12 protein-coding genes are annotated in these 15,896 nt (G+C 28.4%); 9 read left to right on the top strand and 3 right to left on the bottom strand.

All coding sequences use genetic code 11. The features are described 5' to 3' along the window. Positions 1–2: 2 nt before the first annotated feature. Genes ACFOWD_RS02550 through ACFOWD_RS02525 form a run of 6 tightly spaced genes read left to right on the top strand, consistent with a single transcriptional unit; the run spans position 3 to position 6,449 of the window. A complete protein-coding gene (locus tag ACFOWD_RS02550; RefSeq protein WP_298990150.1) occupies positions 3–380 on the top strand; it encodes a TraR/DksA family transcriptional regulator in 378 nt (125 codons plus the stop codon). A gap of 47 nt (positions 381–427) precedes the next feature. Beyond that, positions 428–1,072 carry a hypothetical protein gene (locus ACFOWD_RS02545; RefSeq protein WP_377407865.1) on the top strand — a complete coding sequence of 215 codons (645 nt, stop codon included), beginning with the start codon at positions 428–430 and terminating at the stop codon, positions 1,070–1,072. 41 nt (positions 1,073–1,113) lie between these two features. Then, complete coding sequence (locus ACFOWD_RS02540) at positions 1,114–1,770, top strand: lipoprotein signal peptidase (protein WP_377407863.1); 657 nt, start codon at positions 1,114–1,116, stop codon at positions 1,768–1,770. A gap of 40 nt (positions 1,771–1,810) precedes the next feature. Then, positions 1,811–2,416 carry a DUF4230 domain-containing protein gene (locus ACFOWD_RS02535; RefSeq protein WP_377407861.1) on the top strand — a complete coding sequence of 202 codons (606 nt, stop codon included), beginning with the start codon at positions 1,811–1,813 and terminating at the stop codon, positions 2,414–2,416. Positions 2,417–2,448: 32 nt separating this feature from the next. Further along, positions 2,449–4,242: an excinuclease ABC subunit UvrC gene (gene uvrC / locus ACFOWD_RS02530; protein WP_377407859.1), complete on the top strand. Its 1,794-nt coding sequence runs from the start codon at positions 2,449–2,451 to the stop codon at positions 4,240–4,242. Further along, positions 4,242–6,449 carry a patatin-like phospholipase family protein gene (locus ACFOWD_RS02525; RefSeq protein ID WP_377407857.1) on the top strand — a complete coding sequence of 736 codons (2,208 nt, stop codon included), beginning with the start codon at positions 4,242–4,244 and terminating at the stop codon, positions 6,447–6,449. The genes uvrC and ACFOWD_RS02525 overlap by 1 nt, the downstream gene beginning before the upstream one ends. Before the next feature lie 54 nt (positions 6,450–6,503). On the opposite strand, the gene ACFOWD_RS02520 is transcribed toward ACFOWD_RS02525, so the two are convergent. Both ACFOWD_RS02520 and ACFOWD_RS02515 read right to left on the bottom strand, forming a co-directional pair. Then, a complete protein-coding gene (locus tag ACFOWD_RS02520) occupies positions 6,504–8,756 on the bottom strand; it encodes an inorganic phosphate transporter (protein ID WP_377407855.1) in 2,253 nt (750 codons plus the stop codon). A gap of 66 nt (positions 8,757–8,822) precedes the next feature. Continuing rightward, a complete protein-coding gene (locus ACFOWD_RS02515; RefSeq protein WP_377407853.1) occupies positions 8,823–10,052 on the bottom strand; it encodes a porin in 1,230 nt (409 codons plus the stop codon). A 338-nt stretch (positions 10,053–10,390) separates the two neighbouring features. Here ACFOWD_RS02515 and ACFOWD_RS02510 point away from each other — a divergent pair, with 338 nt between their 5' ends. Beyond that, positions 10,391–13,195 carry a TonB-dependent receptor gene (locus ACFOWD_RS02510; protein WP_377407851.1) on the top strand — a complete coding sequence of 935 codons (2,805 nt, stop codon included), beginning with the start codon at positions 10,391–10,393 and terminating at the stop codon, positions 13,193–13,195. Positions 13,196–13,235: 40 nt separating this feature from the next. Then, positions 13,236–14,411, top strand: a complete 1,176-nt coding sequence (locus tag ACFOWD_RS02505) for a multidrug transporter (RefSeq protein ID WP_377407849.1) — start codon at positions 13,236–13,238, stop codon at positions 14,409–14,411. Positions 14,412–14,475: 64 nt separating this feature from the next. Here ACFOWD_RS02505 and ACFOWD_RS02500 read toward each other — a convergent pair whose 3' ends face one another. Beyond that, the gene (locus ACFOWD_RS02500; protein WP_377407847.1) at positions 14,476–14,904 is read right to left on the bottom strand and encodes a cation transporter; all 429 of its coding nucleotides are present in this window, start codon (positions 14,902–14,904) and stop codon (positions 14,476–14,478) included. A 92-nt stretch (positions 14,905–14,996) separates the two neighbouring features. Here ACFOWD_RS02500 and ACFOWD_RS02495 point away from each other — a divergent pair, with 92 nt between their 5' ends. Beyond that, a complete protein-coding gene (locus ACFOWD_RS02495; protein WP_377407845.1) occupies positions 14,997–15,872 on the top strand; it encodes a DMT family transporter in 876 nt (291 codons plus the stop codon). The last annotated feature ends 24 nt before the right edge of the window (positions 15,873–15,896 follow it).

Genomic DNA, 15,896 nt, shown 5'->3' with positions numbered 1-15,896 from the left:
TTATGTCAGACGTAAAATTAAAATATTCAGAACAAGACTTACAAGAATTTAAAGCTATAATAGATAAAAAAATAGCAAGAGCACAAGAAGATTTAGAGCTTTTAAGAAGTTCTTATAAAAATGATGCTAACAATGGTACAGATGATACTTCACCATCATTTAAATCTTTTGATGAAGGTTCAGATGTAATGAGTAAAGAAGCTAATGTTCAGTTAGCTATAAGACAAGAAAAATTTATTCGTGATTTAAAAAATGCATTATTAAGAATCGAAAATGGTACTTATGGTATTTGTAGAGTTACAGGTAAATTAATTCAGAAAGAACGTTTAAAGTTAGTGCCTCATGCAACTTTAAGTATTGAAGCAAAAAGACGTCAATAATCAATTTATATAAAACTTATAAAGCTTCTATTTTAGAAGCTTTTTTTATGAAAAAAATTTTCAACATAACTTTCATTTTATTTTCTATTGCTGTTTTTTCTCAAAAAAAAGTAGCAAAACAAATTCAGATACATACAAACCAAGTAAATATTTATACTACAGGTTTAGACGATTTAAAAATAGAAAATTCAAATAAAGATATTGTAGAGGTTATTTTATATGCAGAAAGTTATGATGATCAGCTTGTAAAAATTACAGAAAACTCTAATGAAGTTAATATTAATTTTCATTTCGAAGGAACAGAAACTAGAGAAGTAATTTTTAGAAAATTCATAACAAAAAGATTACAAAGAGCAGAAGCTGTAATAAAAATACCAAAAGGAAAAAAAATTACCGTTTTTGGAGAAAACGTAGACATAGAAACAAAAAACTGTAAAAATAATTTAGCTATTTTTATAGATAATGGTATTGTAAAACTAAATACCATACAAAAAAACACAGAGTTAAGGTTATATGCAGGAAATGTCTATGCTAAAGTAAAAGATTCTAAAATTGATGTTATTTCTAATATTGGAAAAATTAAGGTTAATGATACAACCTATAAGAAAGAATATAAACTGATGAAGAATAATGCTAAGAAAAATCTAAAAATACAATCTATTAAAGCTAATATTTTTATAACTACTCAATAACACAATAATATTCTTATTTTTGTGACTTCAAAATTTTTAAAATGTCAAAAAAGACCCTTGCAATACTAACTATTTTAATTGCTATAATTTTAGACCAAATTATTAAAATTTATGTAAAAACAAATTTTATTTTAGGTGAAGAAGTAGTAGTTTTTGATTGGTTCAGAATCCATTTTACAGAAAATAATGGAATGGCTATGGGTTTTGAATTTGGAGGTAAAAATGGAAAGTTATTTTTAACTTTATTTAGATTAGTAGCAGTAGTTGGGATTATTTATTGGTTAATTACCACCATAAAGCAAAAAGTACACAATGCTGTTATTATTGGTATAGCTTTAATCTTTTCAGGAGCAGTTGGTAATATTATAGACTCTGTTTTTTACGGAGTAATTTTTGACGATTCTACTCATAAAGTTGCTACATTATTTGCAGATAAACCTTATGGAGAGTTATTTTATGGTAGAGTTGTAGACATGTTTTACTTTCCTATTTGGCAAGGTACATTACCAAGTTGGTTTCCATTTGTTGGTGGTGAACCATATACTTTTTTTCAGTATATTTTTAATCCAGCAGATTCGTATATTACTATTGGTGTAGTATTATTATTCTTTTTTAGTAAACAAGCTTTTCCAAAAGAAGCAAAGAAAAAAAATCAACCTACAGATTTTTTAGAAAACGAAAAATTAGGAACTCGTTAAATTTTAGTAACTTGTAACTACTAATTTTAGTTCAGTTTTTTTGAAAGTTTCTAGATATATTCTTGTTTTTCTTTTAGGTTTTTTGATTGCCAAATTTTGGTATCAAAAAGACCAAACTAATTTCGAAAAAGAAGAAATTAATGTTATTGTAAACAGCATTAAAAATATGAGTAAGCTCGTAATTTCTTCAACAAGTTTTTCTGAAATTTACAATTATTCCGATTCTAAAAAATATTTTTATGATGTGGTTTCTTTCGATAAAAAAGCCATTGTTTCTGTAAATGCAAATGTTGAGGTTGGTTACGATTTATCTAAACTAGATATTCAAATAGATTCAATAGCTAAAAAAATATATATCAACAATATACCAAAAGAAGAAATCAATATTTCACCAAATGTTAAGTATTTCGATTTACAGCAAAGTCAATTTAATTCTTTTTCTAAAGAAGAATTAAATAAAATCAACCAAAAAAGTATTGAAAAGATTAAAAATACAATTGAGCTATCAGCTTTAAAAAAAGAGGCAAAAACTCGTTTTTTTGAAGAGATTTCTAAAATTTACCAACTTTCAGCAGTTTACGGTTGGCAAGTAGTAGATAAAACAAACACTAATTTTTTCGACAATTATCAACAACCCATAGATTAATATTTACTATAAAAAAACTGTATTTTTGAAGTATGACAGATGCTTTAGAACTTCAATTAAAAACATTACCTGATTCTCCTGGAGTTTATCAATACTTAGATAAAGAAAACACTATAATTTATGTAGGTAAAGCAAAAAACATTAAGAAAAGAGTTAATTCTTACTTTACAAAAAATCATGATAGTGGAAAAACTAGAGTACTAGTTAAAAATATTAAAACGATAAAGCATATTGTTGTAAAGACAGAAACAGATGCGTTACTTCTAGAAAATAACCTTATAAAAAAATACAAACCAAAGTACAATGTATTATTAAAAGACGATAAAAGCTATCCTTGGATTTGTATAAAAAAAGAACGTTTTCCAAGGGTTTTTATGACAAGAAGAGTCATTAGAGATGGATCAGAATATTTTGGACCTTATACTTCAGTAAAAACAATAAAAGCACTTTTAGATTTAATTAAAGAATTATATACATTAAGAACTTGTAAGTACGATTTAAGTAGAGAAAAAGTAAATACAGGTAAATATAAAGTATGCTTAGAATATCATTTAGGTAATTGCCTAGGACCTTGTGAAGGTTTAGAAACAGAGGCCCATTATAACAATTCAATAAAAGAAATTCGAAATATAATTAAGGGAAACTTTAAAGAAAGTTTAGAAAGTTTAACCTCTTTAATGATGGGTTTTGCTGAAAAAATGGAGTTTGAAAAAGCTCAAAAAATAAAAGAAAAATTAGATAGATTAAGTAATTATCAAGCTAAAAGTACTGTAGTAAATCCTACTATAAATAACGTAGATGTTTTTTCTATTATAAGTGATGAAACTCATGGATATGCCAACTTTTTAAAACTCTCAAACGGATCTATAATACAGTCTCATACTACAGAAATAAAGAAAAAATTAGACGAAACAGATCAAGAATTATTAGAACTTTTTATAGTAGAAATAAGACAAAGATTTAATTCAACATCTCCAGAAATATATGTTCCTTTTAAAGTTGATGTTGGAGAAAATATTAAAGTTACGATACCTAAATTAGGAGATAAAAAACGTATAGTAGAACTCTCAGAACGTAATGCTAAATATTTTAGGCAAGAACAATTTAAACAAATTAAAATTGTAGATCCAGATAGACATGTAAAACGTATTATGGCTCAAATGAAAGCAGATTTAAGACTTTCTAAAGAGCCAAGACATATTGAGTGTTTTGACAATTCTAATATTCAAGGGACTAATCCTGTTGCTGCATGTGTGGTTTTTAAAGATGGTAAACCTAGTAAAAAAGAATATAGACATTACAATATAAAAACCGTTGAAGGGGCAGATGATTTTGCATCTATGGAAGAGGTAGTTTATAGACGATATAAACGATTATTGACTGAAGATGAACCACTACCACAATTAATTGTTATTGATGGAGGTAAAGGACAATTATCATCTGCTCTAAAAAGTTTAGATCTATTAGGTTTAAGAGGAAAAATAGCTATTATAGGGATAGCAAAAAGGTTAGAAGAAATTTATTATCCAGGAGACAAAGTACCTTTATATATTGATAAAAAATCGGAAACTTTAAAGATAATTCAGCATCTTAGAAATGAGGCGCATAGATTTGGTATTACATTTCACAGAAATAAAAGAAGTAAAAGTGCTATACAATCTGAGCTGGAGCAAATTCCAAATATTGGTAAACAGACTATTACAACTTTATTACGTAAATTTAAATCGGCTAAGAGGGTTAAAAATGCTTCTTTAGAAGAATTAAAAGAAGTTGTGGGTAACTCAAGAGCCATTCAAATATTTGAATTTTATCACACACCCCAATAATGAAAAAGAAATGGTTTTTATACTTTTTAATAGTTTCTAGCACTCTATTTTCTCAAAAAAAACAACCCAAAGTAGGTTTAATTTTAAGTGGTGGAGGCGCAAAAGGCTTTGCTCATATTGGTATATTAAAAGAAATTGACAAAGCAGGAATTCAGTTAGATTATATTGGTGGAACAAGCATGGGTGCAATAATTGGTGGTTTATATGCTGCTGGTTATTCTGCAAACCAAATAGAAGAAATTGTAAAAAGAACAGATTTTATTCCGCTTTTAAGAGATGAATTACCCAGAAGTACTTCTACCTTTTTTGAAAAAGAATATGGCGAAAAAACAAACTTGACATTACCAGTTACAGATGGAAAAATAGGTTTACCTAAAGGAGTCTCAAGAGGTCAAAATATTCTAAATCTTTTATATGAATTATTACATTCTACAGAAGGCTTAAATGACTTTTCTAAACTTCCAATTCCTTTTTTCTGTATTGCAACAGATGTAGAAAATGGAGGTCAAATGTTATTAGAAAAAGGCTCTTTACCTTTAGCATTAAGAGCAAGTGGATCATTTCCAACATTACTAAATCCTGTAGAAATTAATGGAAAATTACTTGTAGATGGAGGAATAGCTAATAATTTTCCTGTTTCTATAATGAAAGCAAAAGGGATAGATATTTTAATTGGTGTAGATGTAGAAGGTAGATTGTTTGAAAAAGAAAAATTAACATCTGTAATTGCTATTTTAAATCAGATTGTTAGTTATCAAATGTATAATAATAGTGATGAGGAAAAAGAAAAGTTAGATGTGTATATTCATCCAGATATATTCGAATTTAATGTGGTAGATTTTGATAAGAAATATGAAATCATAGAAAAAGGCTACACCAAAGCAAAAAAGTTCGAAGAAGTTTTTAAAGAAATTGCTTCAAAACAAATTATTAAAAAGAAAAGAAAAGAGCATACAATAGATATATCTAAAAAGTATATCTCAAAAATTAATATAAATGGCTCTAACAATTATACAAGAGCATACGTTTTAGGAAAATTGAATATAAAAGAAGGCGATAGTTTATCTAGACAACAAATTTCTAAAAGAATTCAATTATTATTATCAACCAAAAATTATGATAAGATAAACTACAAATTAATTAGTAAGGATGCTTCTAAACAATCGTATACATTAGAATTTTTATTAAAAGAATCAAATGAAAATGCTTCTATAAGTTTAGGGGCTCATTACGATTTGCTATATAAGTCTAGTATTCTTGCAAATTACAGACAAAAGCATTTACTTATAAATAACGATTTATTGTCTCTAGATTTAATTTTAGGTGATAATATAAGGTATAATTTAAATTACTTCGTAGATAATGGTTTCTATTTTAGTTATGGCTTAAACTCAAGATATAATCATTTTAGAGACAATGCAAAGTTTAATTTATCTGCTATAAATCAGCCAAATATTAGTAATATAAATTTAAGCTATACAGACTTTACCAATCAGTTATTTGTACAGACTACTTTTAGTAGAAAATTTGCTATTGGTTTGGGGTTAGAGCATAAATATTTAAAAATAACAACACCAACTATTCTTAATAATAACGAAGAAACTATTCTAGATAAAAGTACCTACTATAGTACATATGGATATTTAAAGTTAGATACATATGATAAAAAATATTTTGTAGAAAAAGGTTTTTATGCAGACTTAGGAATTAAGTGGTTTTTAAATTCAACTGATTTTAATAACGATTTCAAAAAGTTTGCACAAACTAAAGGAACCTTAGGTTTTGCTACAACTTTTTGGGATAAGCTTACTTTTCAGCTAACTAATGAAGCTGGTTTTACTTTAGATAATCCAAGTTCAGAAATATTTAATTTTTATTTAGGAAGCTACAATCAAAACTACATAAATACTTTTGTCTCATTATATGGTTATGATTTTGCAGAACTTTCAGATAAGTCATTTATCAAATCTGAATTTAATTTAAGATATCAATTTTCAGACAATCATTATGCATTATTCATAGCTAACTATGCTAGGGTAGAAGATAATGTATTTAAAAATACAGAATTATTTAGCAATGTACTTTCTGGTTATGCTTTAGGTTACAGTTTTAATTCTTTATTAGGGCCAATAGAAATAAAATATGCTTGGACACCAGACAAAAAAGACCAAAGTCAGTTGTTGTTTAATTTAGGCTTTTGGTTCTAACAAAAAAACCATGAAATTGAATTCATGGTTTTTTATTTTAAAAATAAATTTTGTTTAATTTATTTGTTTTGTACTTAGGTGAAACTCTTCATAAGTCTGCAGTAAATTCATTAAAGCAGCAATTAAATCTTTCGTTTCTAATAATATACTAAAGTATAATGTGGTATTTTTTGGGCTGGTTTCATCAGTTCTAATTCTCGCTACTTGATTTTCTATAGAAGCAGAAACGTCTTCCAATAATTGTTGTTTTTCAACTAAAAGACTCTCTAAATTATCGAAAGTTCTGTTGTGGAAAATCTCACTAATATTACTCAACAAAGTAGTTAACTGAACATCAATAGATTTTAAATCTTTTAACTGCCCTTTCTTTAAATTTTTATGATTGTTATTTACGTGTTTGTAACTAGCTCTAGAGATGTAACTAATAGATTGTGCTACGTCTTGTAAATAACCTAATACCATAATGTAGAATCTACTTGCTTCAACAGAAGTTTCATCTAAAGATTTAATAAAGTAGAACACACCATCTTTTAAGCTGTCAATTTCATCATTAAGCTTACCAACATGTTTGTCTGTTTTACGTAGTTTATTTAAATCATGATTTGCCAAATCATTAACAACATTGGTATATAATTTGTTCACTCTAGAAGCTACTTCAGAAATATGATCTGCACTTTCTTCAATTACACCATTAATAGTAATCAAGTCTGCTCTTTCTATAAATTGTTGTTTTTTAACTTCTTTAGCTTTTTTTCTATGTAGTAAAGTATTTCTACTAATTAAAAAAGCCACAAGTGCTAATAAAATTGGAATCATTACCTTGTCCCAACTTATTAAATAAGCTACTAAAGCAGCAGCTAAAAATGCTGTTATAGCAGTTAAAAACCAACCACCAATTACATTAATTACACCAGCAACTCTATACACTGCACTTTCACGTCCCCAAGCTCTATCTGCTAGAGATGTTCCCATAGCTACCATAAAAGTAACATACGTTGTCGATAAAGGTAACTTCATTGAAGTAGCTATAGATATTAATATACCAGCAACAATTAAGTTTACAGAAGCTCTAATTAAATCGAATGCAGGTAACTCATAAGTTTTGTCTTTTGGCAACTCTATAACTGGTTTTTGAAATTTATTATCTATAAATTCAATAGTACTTTTAGGTAAAACGTAACTTAATCCAGTATTAATTCCCATTGCAGCTCTAACCACAATTCTAGATAAAGGATTTGGTTTAAATTTCTCATGCCCTTCACCTTGTCTAGATAAATCAATACCTGTTTTAATTACATTTTGTGCTTTACTAGAAGTCCAAAGAGTAACCACCATAATTGCACCAGCAAGTAAAAGCAGCCAAACATTAGATGGCACTTTTTTAGATAAAACTCCCATAGAAAATGCATCTGCAGCAACACCAGAAACTTCCCAAGCTTGGAAAGAGTTCCAAGCAGCAATAGGTACACCAACAAAGTTTACCAAGTCATTTCCAGAAAAAGCCATAGCTAAAGAAAATGTACCTACACCAATAATTAATTTTAAAATATTAATTTTAAAAGCTTTTATTAATACTTGAGAAATTAAACTCCAAGCAACAAAACTACCAGCAATAATTACTAAAGTATTTCCTTCAATTAAGTGTTTAACATCTTTATAAAAAGGTGTTCCTTTCATACCTTTAATAATAATGAAGTATGTGATTGCTGTAATTGCAAAACCACCAAATAAAGCATTAATATAAGTAGCTCTTTTCTCAAAATTAAAAGAATAGATTAGTCTAGAGACAAATTGAACTAATGCACCAACAGAAAAAGCAACAACAACAGAAAGCAAAATTCCATTAATAATTTCTAGTGCTTTTTTGTGGTTGATATAATTCCAGATATCATTAATAGATTCAGAATCGTTGTTAGATATTTTTATTAATGAAATACAAACAGCAGCTCCTAATAATTCGAATACAATAGATACTGTTGTAGAGGTTGGCATACCTAATGAGTTAAAGATATCTAGTAGAAGAATGTCTGTAATCATTACCGCCATAAAAATAAACATGATGTCTTGGAACATAAACATGCTAGGATTAAAAATCCCTTTACGTGCTACTTCCATCATACCACTAGAGGTAATAGCTCCCATAAAAACACCTAAACTCGCAATTATCATTATGTTTTTTACTGATATTGCCTTGGAGCCAATTGCCGAATTTAGAAAATTTACAGCATCGTTACTAACTCCTACTACTAAGTCTACTATAGCTAAGGCAGCTAAAGCAACAAGCATTAAAATATACGGATCACCCATTGTATTAAAATTAGAATTGCAAATTTACAAACAGTAAATATTGCGAATGTTACGTTTATGTTATTTTTAAAAATGAATATCTACTTGTAATCTATATAATAATTGGTTGGTTTTAAAACCAATATCTGTATAGCTTAAATCTGTTTGAACTTTTAATTTGTGCCCTACAATATATTTAGATAACCCTAATGTATATTGATTTTCTGCGCCTTTACCTGTAATACTTTTATCTAAAGATATATTCGTGTAACGTGCAGAAACTTCAAGTGTTTTAGATAGCAAATAACCAGTTTGTAGGTTTAAACCATTACCAACATTTATAACATCGCCAGTTAAAGTACCATCTGAGTTTTTAGCAAAAGGATCTGAAGCATTTCTTTTCGCATATTCACCCATAAATGAAAACCCTTTATGTTTGTACATTGCATCTATAAATAATGTTGATACATCAGTTGTGTAAAATTCTGCACTAGAGTCAGCAGAGGTACCATTAATAAACATATAAGACCCCATATTACTTCTGGTTTTAGCAGCATTATTATTAAAATCATAATTAAAAGCAAGCGATAATTTTGGAGTTGACTCAAATTTTAAATCAGCTCCTTTATAATCACCTTTACCAGCAAAATCTCCAAAAGGGAAAAACTCTACTCTTGCTGTATATTGATATCCGCCAACATTTCCTCTAGTTACATTTCTACCTTCACCTTGTGCAATAGAATAAATGTGTTTCACTAAAAAATTATCTGAAAGATTAAATTTATGTCTTAACTGTACACCTATATCTCGATCAATATTAAATCTACTATTTAATAGAGAACGATCTACTAATTGTAAATCTCCAGAAGAAACAACACGTTCTCTGTTACCAGGAAGTTTTGTTTGCCCTAGCCACAACACCCATTTTCCAGAAAAGTTCCACTTTAAAACAGCATCTAAAATTTGTCTAGGAGCATCGTGAGTAAAATATGAAGCACCAGATTTATCTCTGTTAGATAAACCTAATTCTAACTTATATTTTAATTTTGGTGAAAAAGCCCAACCATCAAACTTTAATCGAGACCTTCTAATTAACATGTTACTGGTTGGGTTTGATAAACCATTATCTGCATCCCAACCAAAAGTTGTAAGTGTTTGGAATCTCATACCAATTTTCATAGACCAAGTGCTGTCTTTGCCTACAAGATTAAAAAGACCCTTACCAAATTTAGGAGCATTAGCTTTTTGAGCATTTGTGTTTACTAACGTGAAAACACAAATTAAAGATACTACTAAGCGTAGTGTTTTTAATTTCATAATAGATATTAGTTTTTGTCGCTGCAAATAACCAACACCAATGTTAAGTTATTGTTAAAGTAATATTATTTTAATAAAAAAGCTGCCTTGGCCAAAGGCAGCTGGTCATATAAATAAGTTGACAAAAACTAATAAATTATATAGACATCTTATCTTATATAAGATATTACAAATATGTAACCAACATTTAAAACTAATGTTTTCACAAAATTAAATTTCTGTTAAGGCTTATTGTATAATTAACTTTTAGTTAATACTTCTATAATACAAGCATAATCTATAACTAACATAGATTTTACAAAAGGTATAGACTTTTGTGAAATAAATTTAGATTATAAATGAAGAGATTTTTTATTATAACTTTTTTAGCAATAAGTCATTTTATTGTTTCACAAGAAAAGGGAATTGTAAAAGGAAATTTAACTGATAAAGAAACCAATAACGAACCTTTACCTTTTGCAAATGTTTTGTTAAAAGGAACAACTATTGGAACCACTACAGATTTTGATGGTAATTATACTTTAAATGTGCCAGCAGGGAATCACATTATAGTTTTTAGCTTTTTAGGCTATAAAACTATTGAAAAACCAATAGCAATTAAAGCAGGTGAAACTATCACGTTAAATCAAGTAATGGCAGCAGAAGAAGGTGTTGCTTTAGATGATGTAGTTATTAAAACAACCACCAGTAAAGAGAAGAAAAGTGCTTTATTATTAGAACAGAAGAAAGCAACTGTAATTAAAGAAAGTATAGGTGCACAAGAATTAGCAGAAAAAGGGGTAAGTGATGCTGCAGGTGCAGTTTCTAAAATTTCTGGTGTATCTAAACAAGAAGGATCAAATAATGTTTATGTTAGAGGATTAGGAGATAGATATTTAAACACTACTTTAAATGGTTTATCATTACCTTCTAATGATGTAAATAAAAAGAATATAGACTTATCATTATTTCCTTCAGAAGTAATTCAAAGTGTATCTATAAGTAAAGCCTATTCATCAGAATTTTATGGTGATTTTGCTGCAGGTAATGTAAATATTACTTCTAAAGATTATAAAGGAGATGGCTTTTTTGATGTTTCTGTTGGTACAGGAGTAAACACAAGAGCTGCTGGAAAGAATTTTAAGAAAAGTGAAGGTACAGGACATGTTGGTTTTTACAGAAGATATGAACATAATCCTTTTGCAGTTATACTTTCTCATGGAGTAGATCCAGAAAATGGTGCAGCACCAATAAACTTAAATATAGGTTTAACTGGTGGTAAATCTTGGGATTTTAAAGATGATTCAAGGTTAAGTTTGTATGGTACAGCATCTTTTCAAAATTCTTACCAATACAGAGAAGGTCCTTTAGTAGATTATCCTAATGTTTTTAAAATTGAATATCCTAACTCTCAAGAGTTTGAATATACTACAGCAACAACAGTAATGGGTAATGCTATTTATAAGGTTAATGATGATCATAAATTAAAGTATTTCTCAATGTTCTTAAATAGTTCATCTGATATGGCTGGTTTTTATGGAACTGAAGGAAAAGGTAGAAATAGAGATGCTTTTATAGATACAGATAGAGGATTTTTTCAACAAAACATCCAATTTAATCAAGATTTAATTTTTGTTAACCAATTAATGGGAGAACACAAGTTTTATGCAGCAGACGAAGAAGATGCTAAATATACACTTACATGGGGAATTGGTCATAATAACGTTTTTGCACACGAACCAGATAGAAGAAGATTTAGTTTTGAGAACTATCAATTTGCATTAGATAATGATCCAAACACAAAGCCATCTTTTTTTAGCAATACAGTTTTTGATAATCAAAGATATTTTCAAAAAATTATTGATAGAGAAACAAATAGCAGAATTAATTTAGCTCACATTGTATCAGATAAATTAACATTAAACTATGGTTATAATGGAAGAGTTAAAACTCGTGAATTTGAAAATATTAGATATGGTTATGACTTTTTAACTCCAAGATTAGAGGTAGATGATATCACTAACTTAGATGCAATTTTTAATTTACAAAATTTTGGAAGATTATATAACACAGAAGTTTTTAACTCATTATCACCTGGTGAATTACCAACAACTAATTTTCCTGGAGCAAATGAAAACACCTACACTGGAGAATTAAAAGTTAATGCTGGTTATGTTTCTGCTGTATACAACTTAAATGAAAAATGGAGTTTTGTACCTGGTATTCGATTAGAGGCATTTAATCAAGAAATTAATTATGATGTAATTAATATCAATCCAAATGATCCAAGATTTAGAGAAGCAACAGAAACTTTTTTCTTACCAAGTTTAAATATAAAATACGCTTTAAAAGAAAACCAAAACTTACGTTTTACATTTAGTAAATCTGTTTCTGTACCAGAATTTAAAGAAGTTGCCCCATTTGTTTACGAAGCAGTTGGACAGAGAATAGGTGGTAACCCAGACTTATTAAACGATCCGTCTTTTTCTAAAGTATTTAACATTGATTTTAAATACGAATGGTTTATGACAAGAGATGAATTATTCTCTGTAAGTATGTTTGCAAAACAAATAAACAACCCAGTAAACTTAGTAATTGCAAACGATGCAACAGGTACACAACGTTATTTTAGAACAGGTGATAAAGCAGAGGTTATTGGTATTGAATTAGAGGCAAGAAAAAACTTAATTAAAAACGAAGATGATGATACCCAATTATCTGCAGGTTTTAATGTAACCTATATGCATACTGAGCAAGATTTGTATAGTAATATTGATGGTCAATTATTTGATACTTCTTTTAACAGACCTACAGATCAATTACAAGGTGCATCTCCATTTTTAATGAATGCAAATATAAATTATAGCCCTACAAAATGGGAAAACTACAAACCAGTAGCTTCATTAGTATTTTCTTATTTCTCAGACAGAATAGACGCTTTAGGTTCTGGTCAAATTGGTAATATCAAAGAAAAAGGTGTACCAACTTTAGATTTTATTTGGAAAAATAAATTTGGTGAAAACACAGAACTAAATTTAAAAGCACAAAACTTATTAGATCCAAAAATTACTAGAGTAAGAGAAGGGACACCAATTGGTGATATTACTTTATCAGAATTTCAAATAGGAATGAATATAAGCTTAAGCTTCAAATATAATTTTTAATAAAAACTAAATTAAACGAAACATTATAAAATTAAAAAAAATGAAAACTAAAATTTTATCAATAGTATTTTTATCAGTATTATTATTCACTTCTTGTGGAGAAGATGGAACTTCTGATATTGTAATTAATATAGATGGAAATGGAGGAGCTCCAACAACAGGTAATGCTATCGAAATTAATGGTAATTACACAACAGATTTAACTTTAGATGCAACAAAAGAATATATTTTAACTGGTCCTACAATTTTTGAGACTGGTACAACATTAACTATCCCTGCAGGTACTGTAATTAAGGCCTCTGCAACTGGTGCAGATGTGTATTTAGCTATTGCTCAAGGTGCAAAAATTAAGGCAGAAGGTACTTCATCTCAGCCAATTATTTTTACTTCTTCTGCAACAACACCAAATGCTGGTGATTGGGGAGGACTGATTATCTTAGGTAAAGCTCCTATAAACTCTGTTTCAGGTTCATCAACTTCTACTTCAGAAATAGCTAACCTACCTTATGGTGGTACTGCAGCTGATGATAATTCTGGTATTTTACGTTATGTAAGAGTTGAATATTCAGGAGGTAAAGCAGATGGTCAATCAGAAAATAATGGTTTCTCTTTTTATGGAGTTGGAAATAAAACGGTTATAGAGTACATACAAATGTTTGAAGGTAATGACGATGGTGTTGAGTTTTTTGGAGGTACAGTAAATGTAAGCAATGTTTCTGTTGTTAATGCTCAAGATGATTCTATAGACTGGACAGAAGGTTATACAGGTACAATTACTGATGCATATGTAAAGCATGGTCCAGATCATGATAAAGGTATTGAAGCTGATGGTTACAATACAGACATAGGTAACAATTCTAATCCTAAATATTTCTCTAAACCAACTGTAACTAATTTAACAATTATTGGCTTAGGTTCTGGTACAGGTAATGAAGCAATTCGTTTAAGAGCTGGTACTCAAGGTATATTTACTAATGTTTGGATAGAAGGTTTTAACGAAGGTTTTGATTTAGATGGAGACCAAGGAGATAATCCAACAGGTGCTGGAGTATTAAGTGGTGATTTAAATGTAAACTCAGTAATTTTTGCTGATGTTAATGTTAAGTTGAAAAACGATACTGGATCTACTTTTACTGATGCAGATTTCTACACAGAAGATAATACATTAACTGGTACTGATTATGCTACTTGGGGAGCAAATTGGACTAGAAAGTAAGATATTATTACTAAATAAAAAAAGCAGGCTGTTAAGCCTGCTTTTTTTATTTGATAAACTTTGATTAAGCTTTTTTGTCTTTACAACAAGCCATTGTACAATTCTTTTTGCATTCTTTTTTACCTTCTTTTAACTCACACTTTTCTTTACATTCTTTAGTGCATTCGTGAGTTTTTTTAGTAGTTTCTGATGCTTTGTATAAATCTCCTCCTGCAATACCATCTACAAAAGCAATTAATTCTTTTTTAGTTACTGTATTTGCATCAAACTCAATATTGGCAATACTATCTGTAAAAATAACTTTAGCATCTATTACGCCTTCTTTTTTAGATAATTTAGATTGTATGGTTTTTGCACAACCTATTTCACATGTCATACCAGAAATGGCTAAAGAGACATTTTCTTTTTTTAATTCTTTTTTCTCTTCTGTTTTACATCCTACTAAAACAAAACAAAATAATAGAGATGCAACTATGGTGTTTTTTAAGCTCATTAGATTTTATAATTTAATTATTGTACAAATTTATTAAAAATCAAAATAGAAACGGAATATTTATCGGATTTTTGCATTATATACAGCAAATTATGACCAACCATCAAAAAAAGTGGTTTTATTTAATATTACTTTCATTAGTTTGGGGTAGTTCTTTTATTTTAATAAAAAAAGCACTTTTAGGTTTAACTCCTATTCAAGTTGGAGCATTAAGAATGCTAATTGCAGGTTTCTTTTTGTTATCCATTAGTTTTAAAAGCCTCAAAAAAATTAAAAAGAAACATTACAAACATATTGTTACTACTTCTTTATTAGGTACATTTTTTCCAGTCTTTTTATTTGCGTATGCAGTAAATGGTATAGATAGTTCTATTGCTTCTATTTTAAACTCGCTCACACCTTTTAATACTTTTATTTTTGGAATTTTAATTTTTGGAGCAAGTTTTAAAAAACGACAATTTATTGGAATTGCTATAGGTCTAATAGGTACTGTTATTTTAATTTTAAAAGGTGCAGATTTAAACCCTAATCAAAATTATTGGTTTTCTTTATTAGTAGTTTTAGCATCTATTGGTTATGCACTTAATGTAAATATTGTAAAAAGATATTTGAATGATTTAAGTGCGTTAAGTATTGTAACAGGTAATTTTTTATTATTAATAATACCTGCTTTAATGGTTTTAATAAGTACTGGTTTCTTTACTGATTTTTCTTTTACTGATTCAAATAATTTATCGTCATTAGGTTATATAACTGTATTAGCTATTTTTGGTACTGGCATTGCTAAAGTTTTTTACAATAAAATGGTGCATTTGGCTACACCTATATTTGCATCCTCTGTTACTTATTTAATACCAATTGTAGCGGTTTTTTGGGGTATTTTAGATGGTGAAGAATTAAGTGTTACTCAATTGTTTGCAGGTCTTATAATTTTATTAGGTGTTTATTTACTTAACAAGTCTAAGTAATTTATAAAAATAAAAAAGCCAAAA

Source organism: Polaribacter marinivivus (assembly GCF_042651285.1).
In the GTDB taxonomy this organism is placed as follows: Bacteria; Bacteroidota; Bacteroidia; order Flavobacteriales; family Flavobacteriaceae; genus Polaribacter; species Polaribacter marinivivus.
Note: the sequence above shows the minus strand (reverse complement) of the source record. Positions and strands in the feature narration are given on the sequence as shown.

What these genes read in the sequence shown, in the direction of transcription:
- ACFOWD_RS02550 (WP_298990150.1), top strand. Translation starts at nt 3, where the DNA reads ATGTCAGACGTAAAATTAAAATATTCAGAACAAGACTTACAAGAATTT.
- ACFOWD_RS02545 (WP_377407865.1), top strand. Translation starts at nt 428, where the DNA reads ATGAAAAAAATTTTCAACATAACTTTCATTTTATTTTCTATTGCTGTT.
- ACFOWD_RS02540 (WP_377407863.1), top strand. Translation starts at nt 1,114, where the DNA reads ATGTCAAAAAAGACCCTTGCAATACTAACTATTTTAATTGCTATAATT.
- uvrC (WP_377407859.1), top strand. Translation starts at nt 2,449, where the DNA reads ATGACAGATGCTTTAGAACTTCAATTAAAAACATTACCTGATTCTCCT.
- ACFOWD_RS02525 (WP_377407857.1), top strand. Translation starts at nt 4,242, where the DNA reads ATGAAAAAGAAATGGTTTTTATACTTTTTAATAGTTTCTAGCACTCTA.
- ACFOWD_RS02520 (WP_377407855.1), bottom strand. Translation starts at nt 8,756, where the DNA reads ATGGGTGATCCGTATATTTTAATGCTTGTTGCTTTAGCTGCCTTAGCT.
- ACFOWD_RS02515 (WP_377407853.1), bottom strand. Translation starts at nt 10,052, where the DNA reads ATGAAATTAAAAACACTACGCTTAGTAGTATCTTTAATTTGTGTTTTC.
- ACFOWD_RS02510 (WP_377407851.1), top strand. Translation starts at nt 10,391, where the DNA reads ATGAAGAGATTTTTTATTATAACTTTTTTAGCAATAAGTCATTTTATT.
- ACFOWD_RS02505 (WP_377407849.1), top strand. Translation starts at nt 13,236, where the DNA reads ATGAAAACTAAAATTTTATCAATAGTATTTTTATCAGTATTATTATTC.
- ACFOWD_RS02500 (WP_377407847.1), bottom strand. Translation starts at nt 14,904, where the DNA reads ATGAGCTTAAAAAACACCATAGTTGCATCTCTATTATTTTGTTTTGTT.
- ACFOWD_RS02495 (WP_377407845.1), top strand. Translation starts at nt 14,997, where the DNA reads ATGACCAACCATCAAAAAAAGTGGTTTTATTTAATATTACTTTCATTA.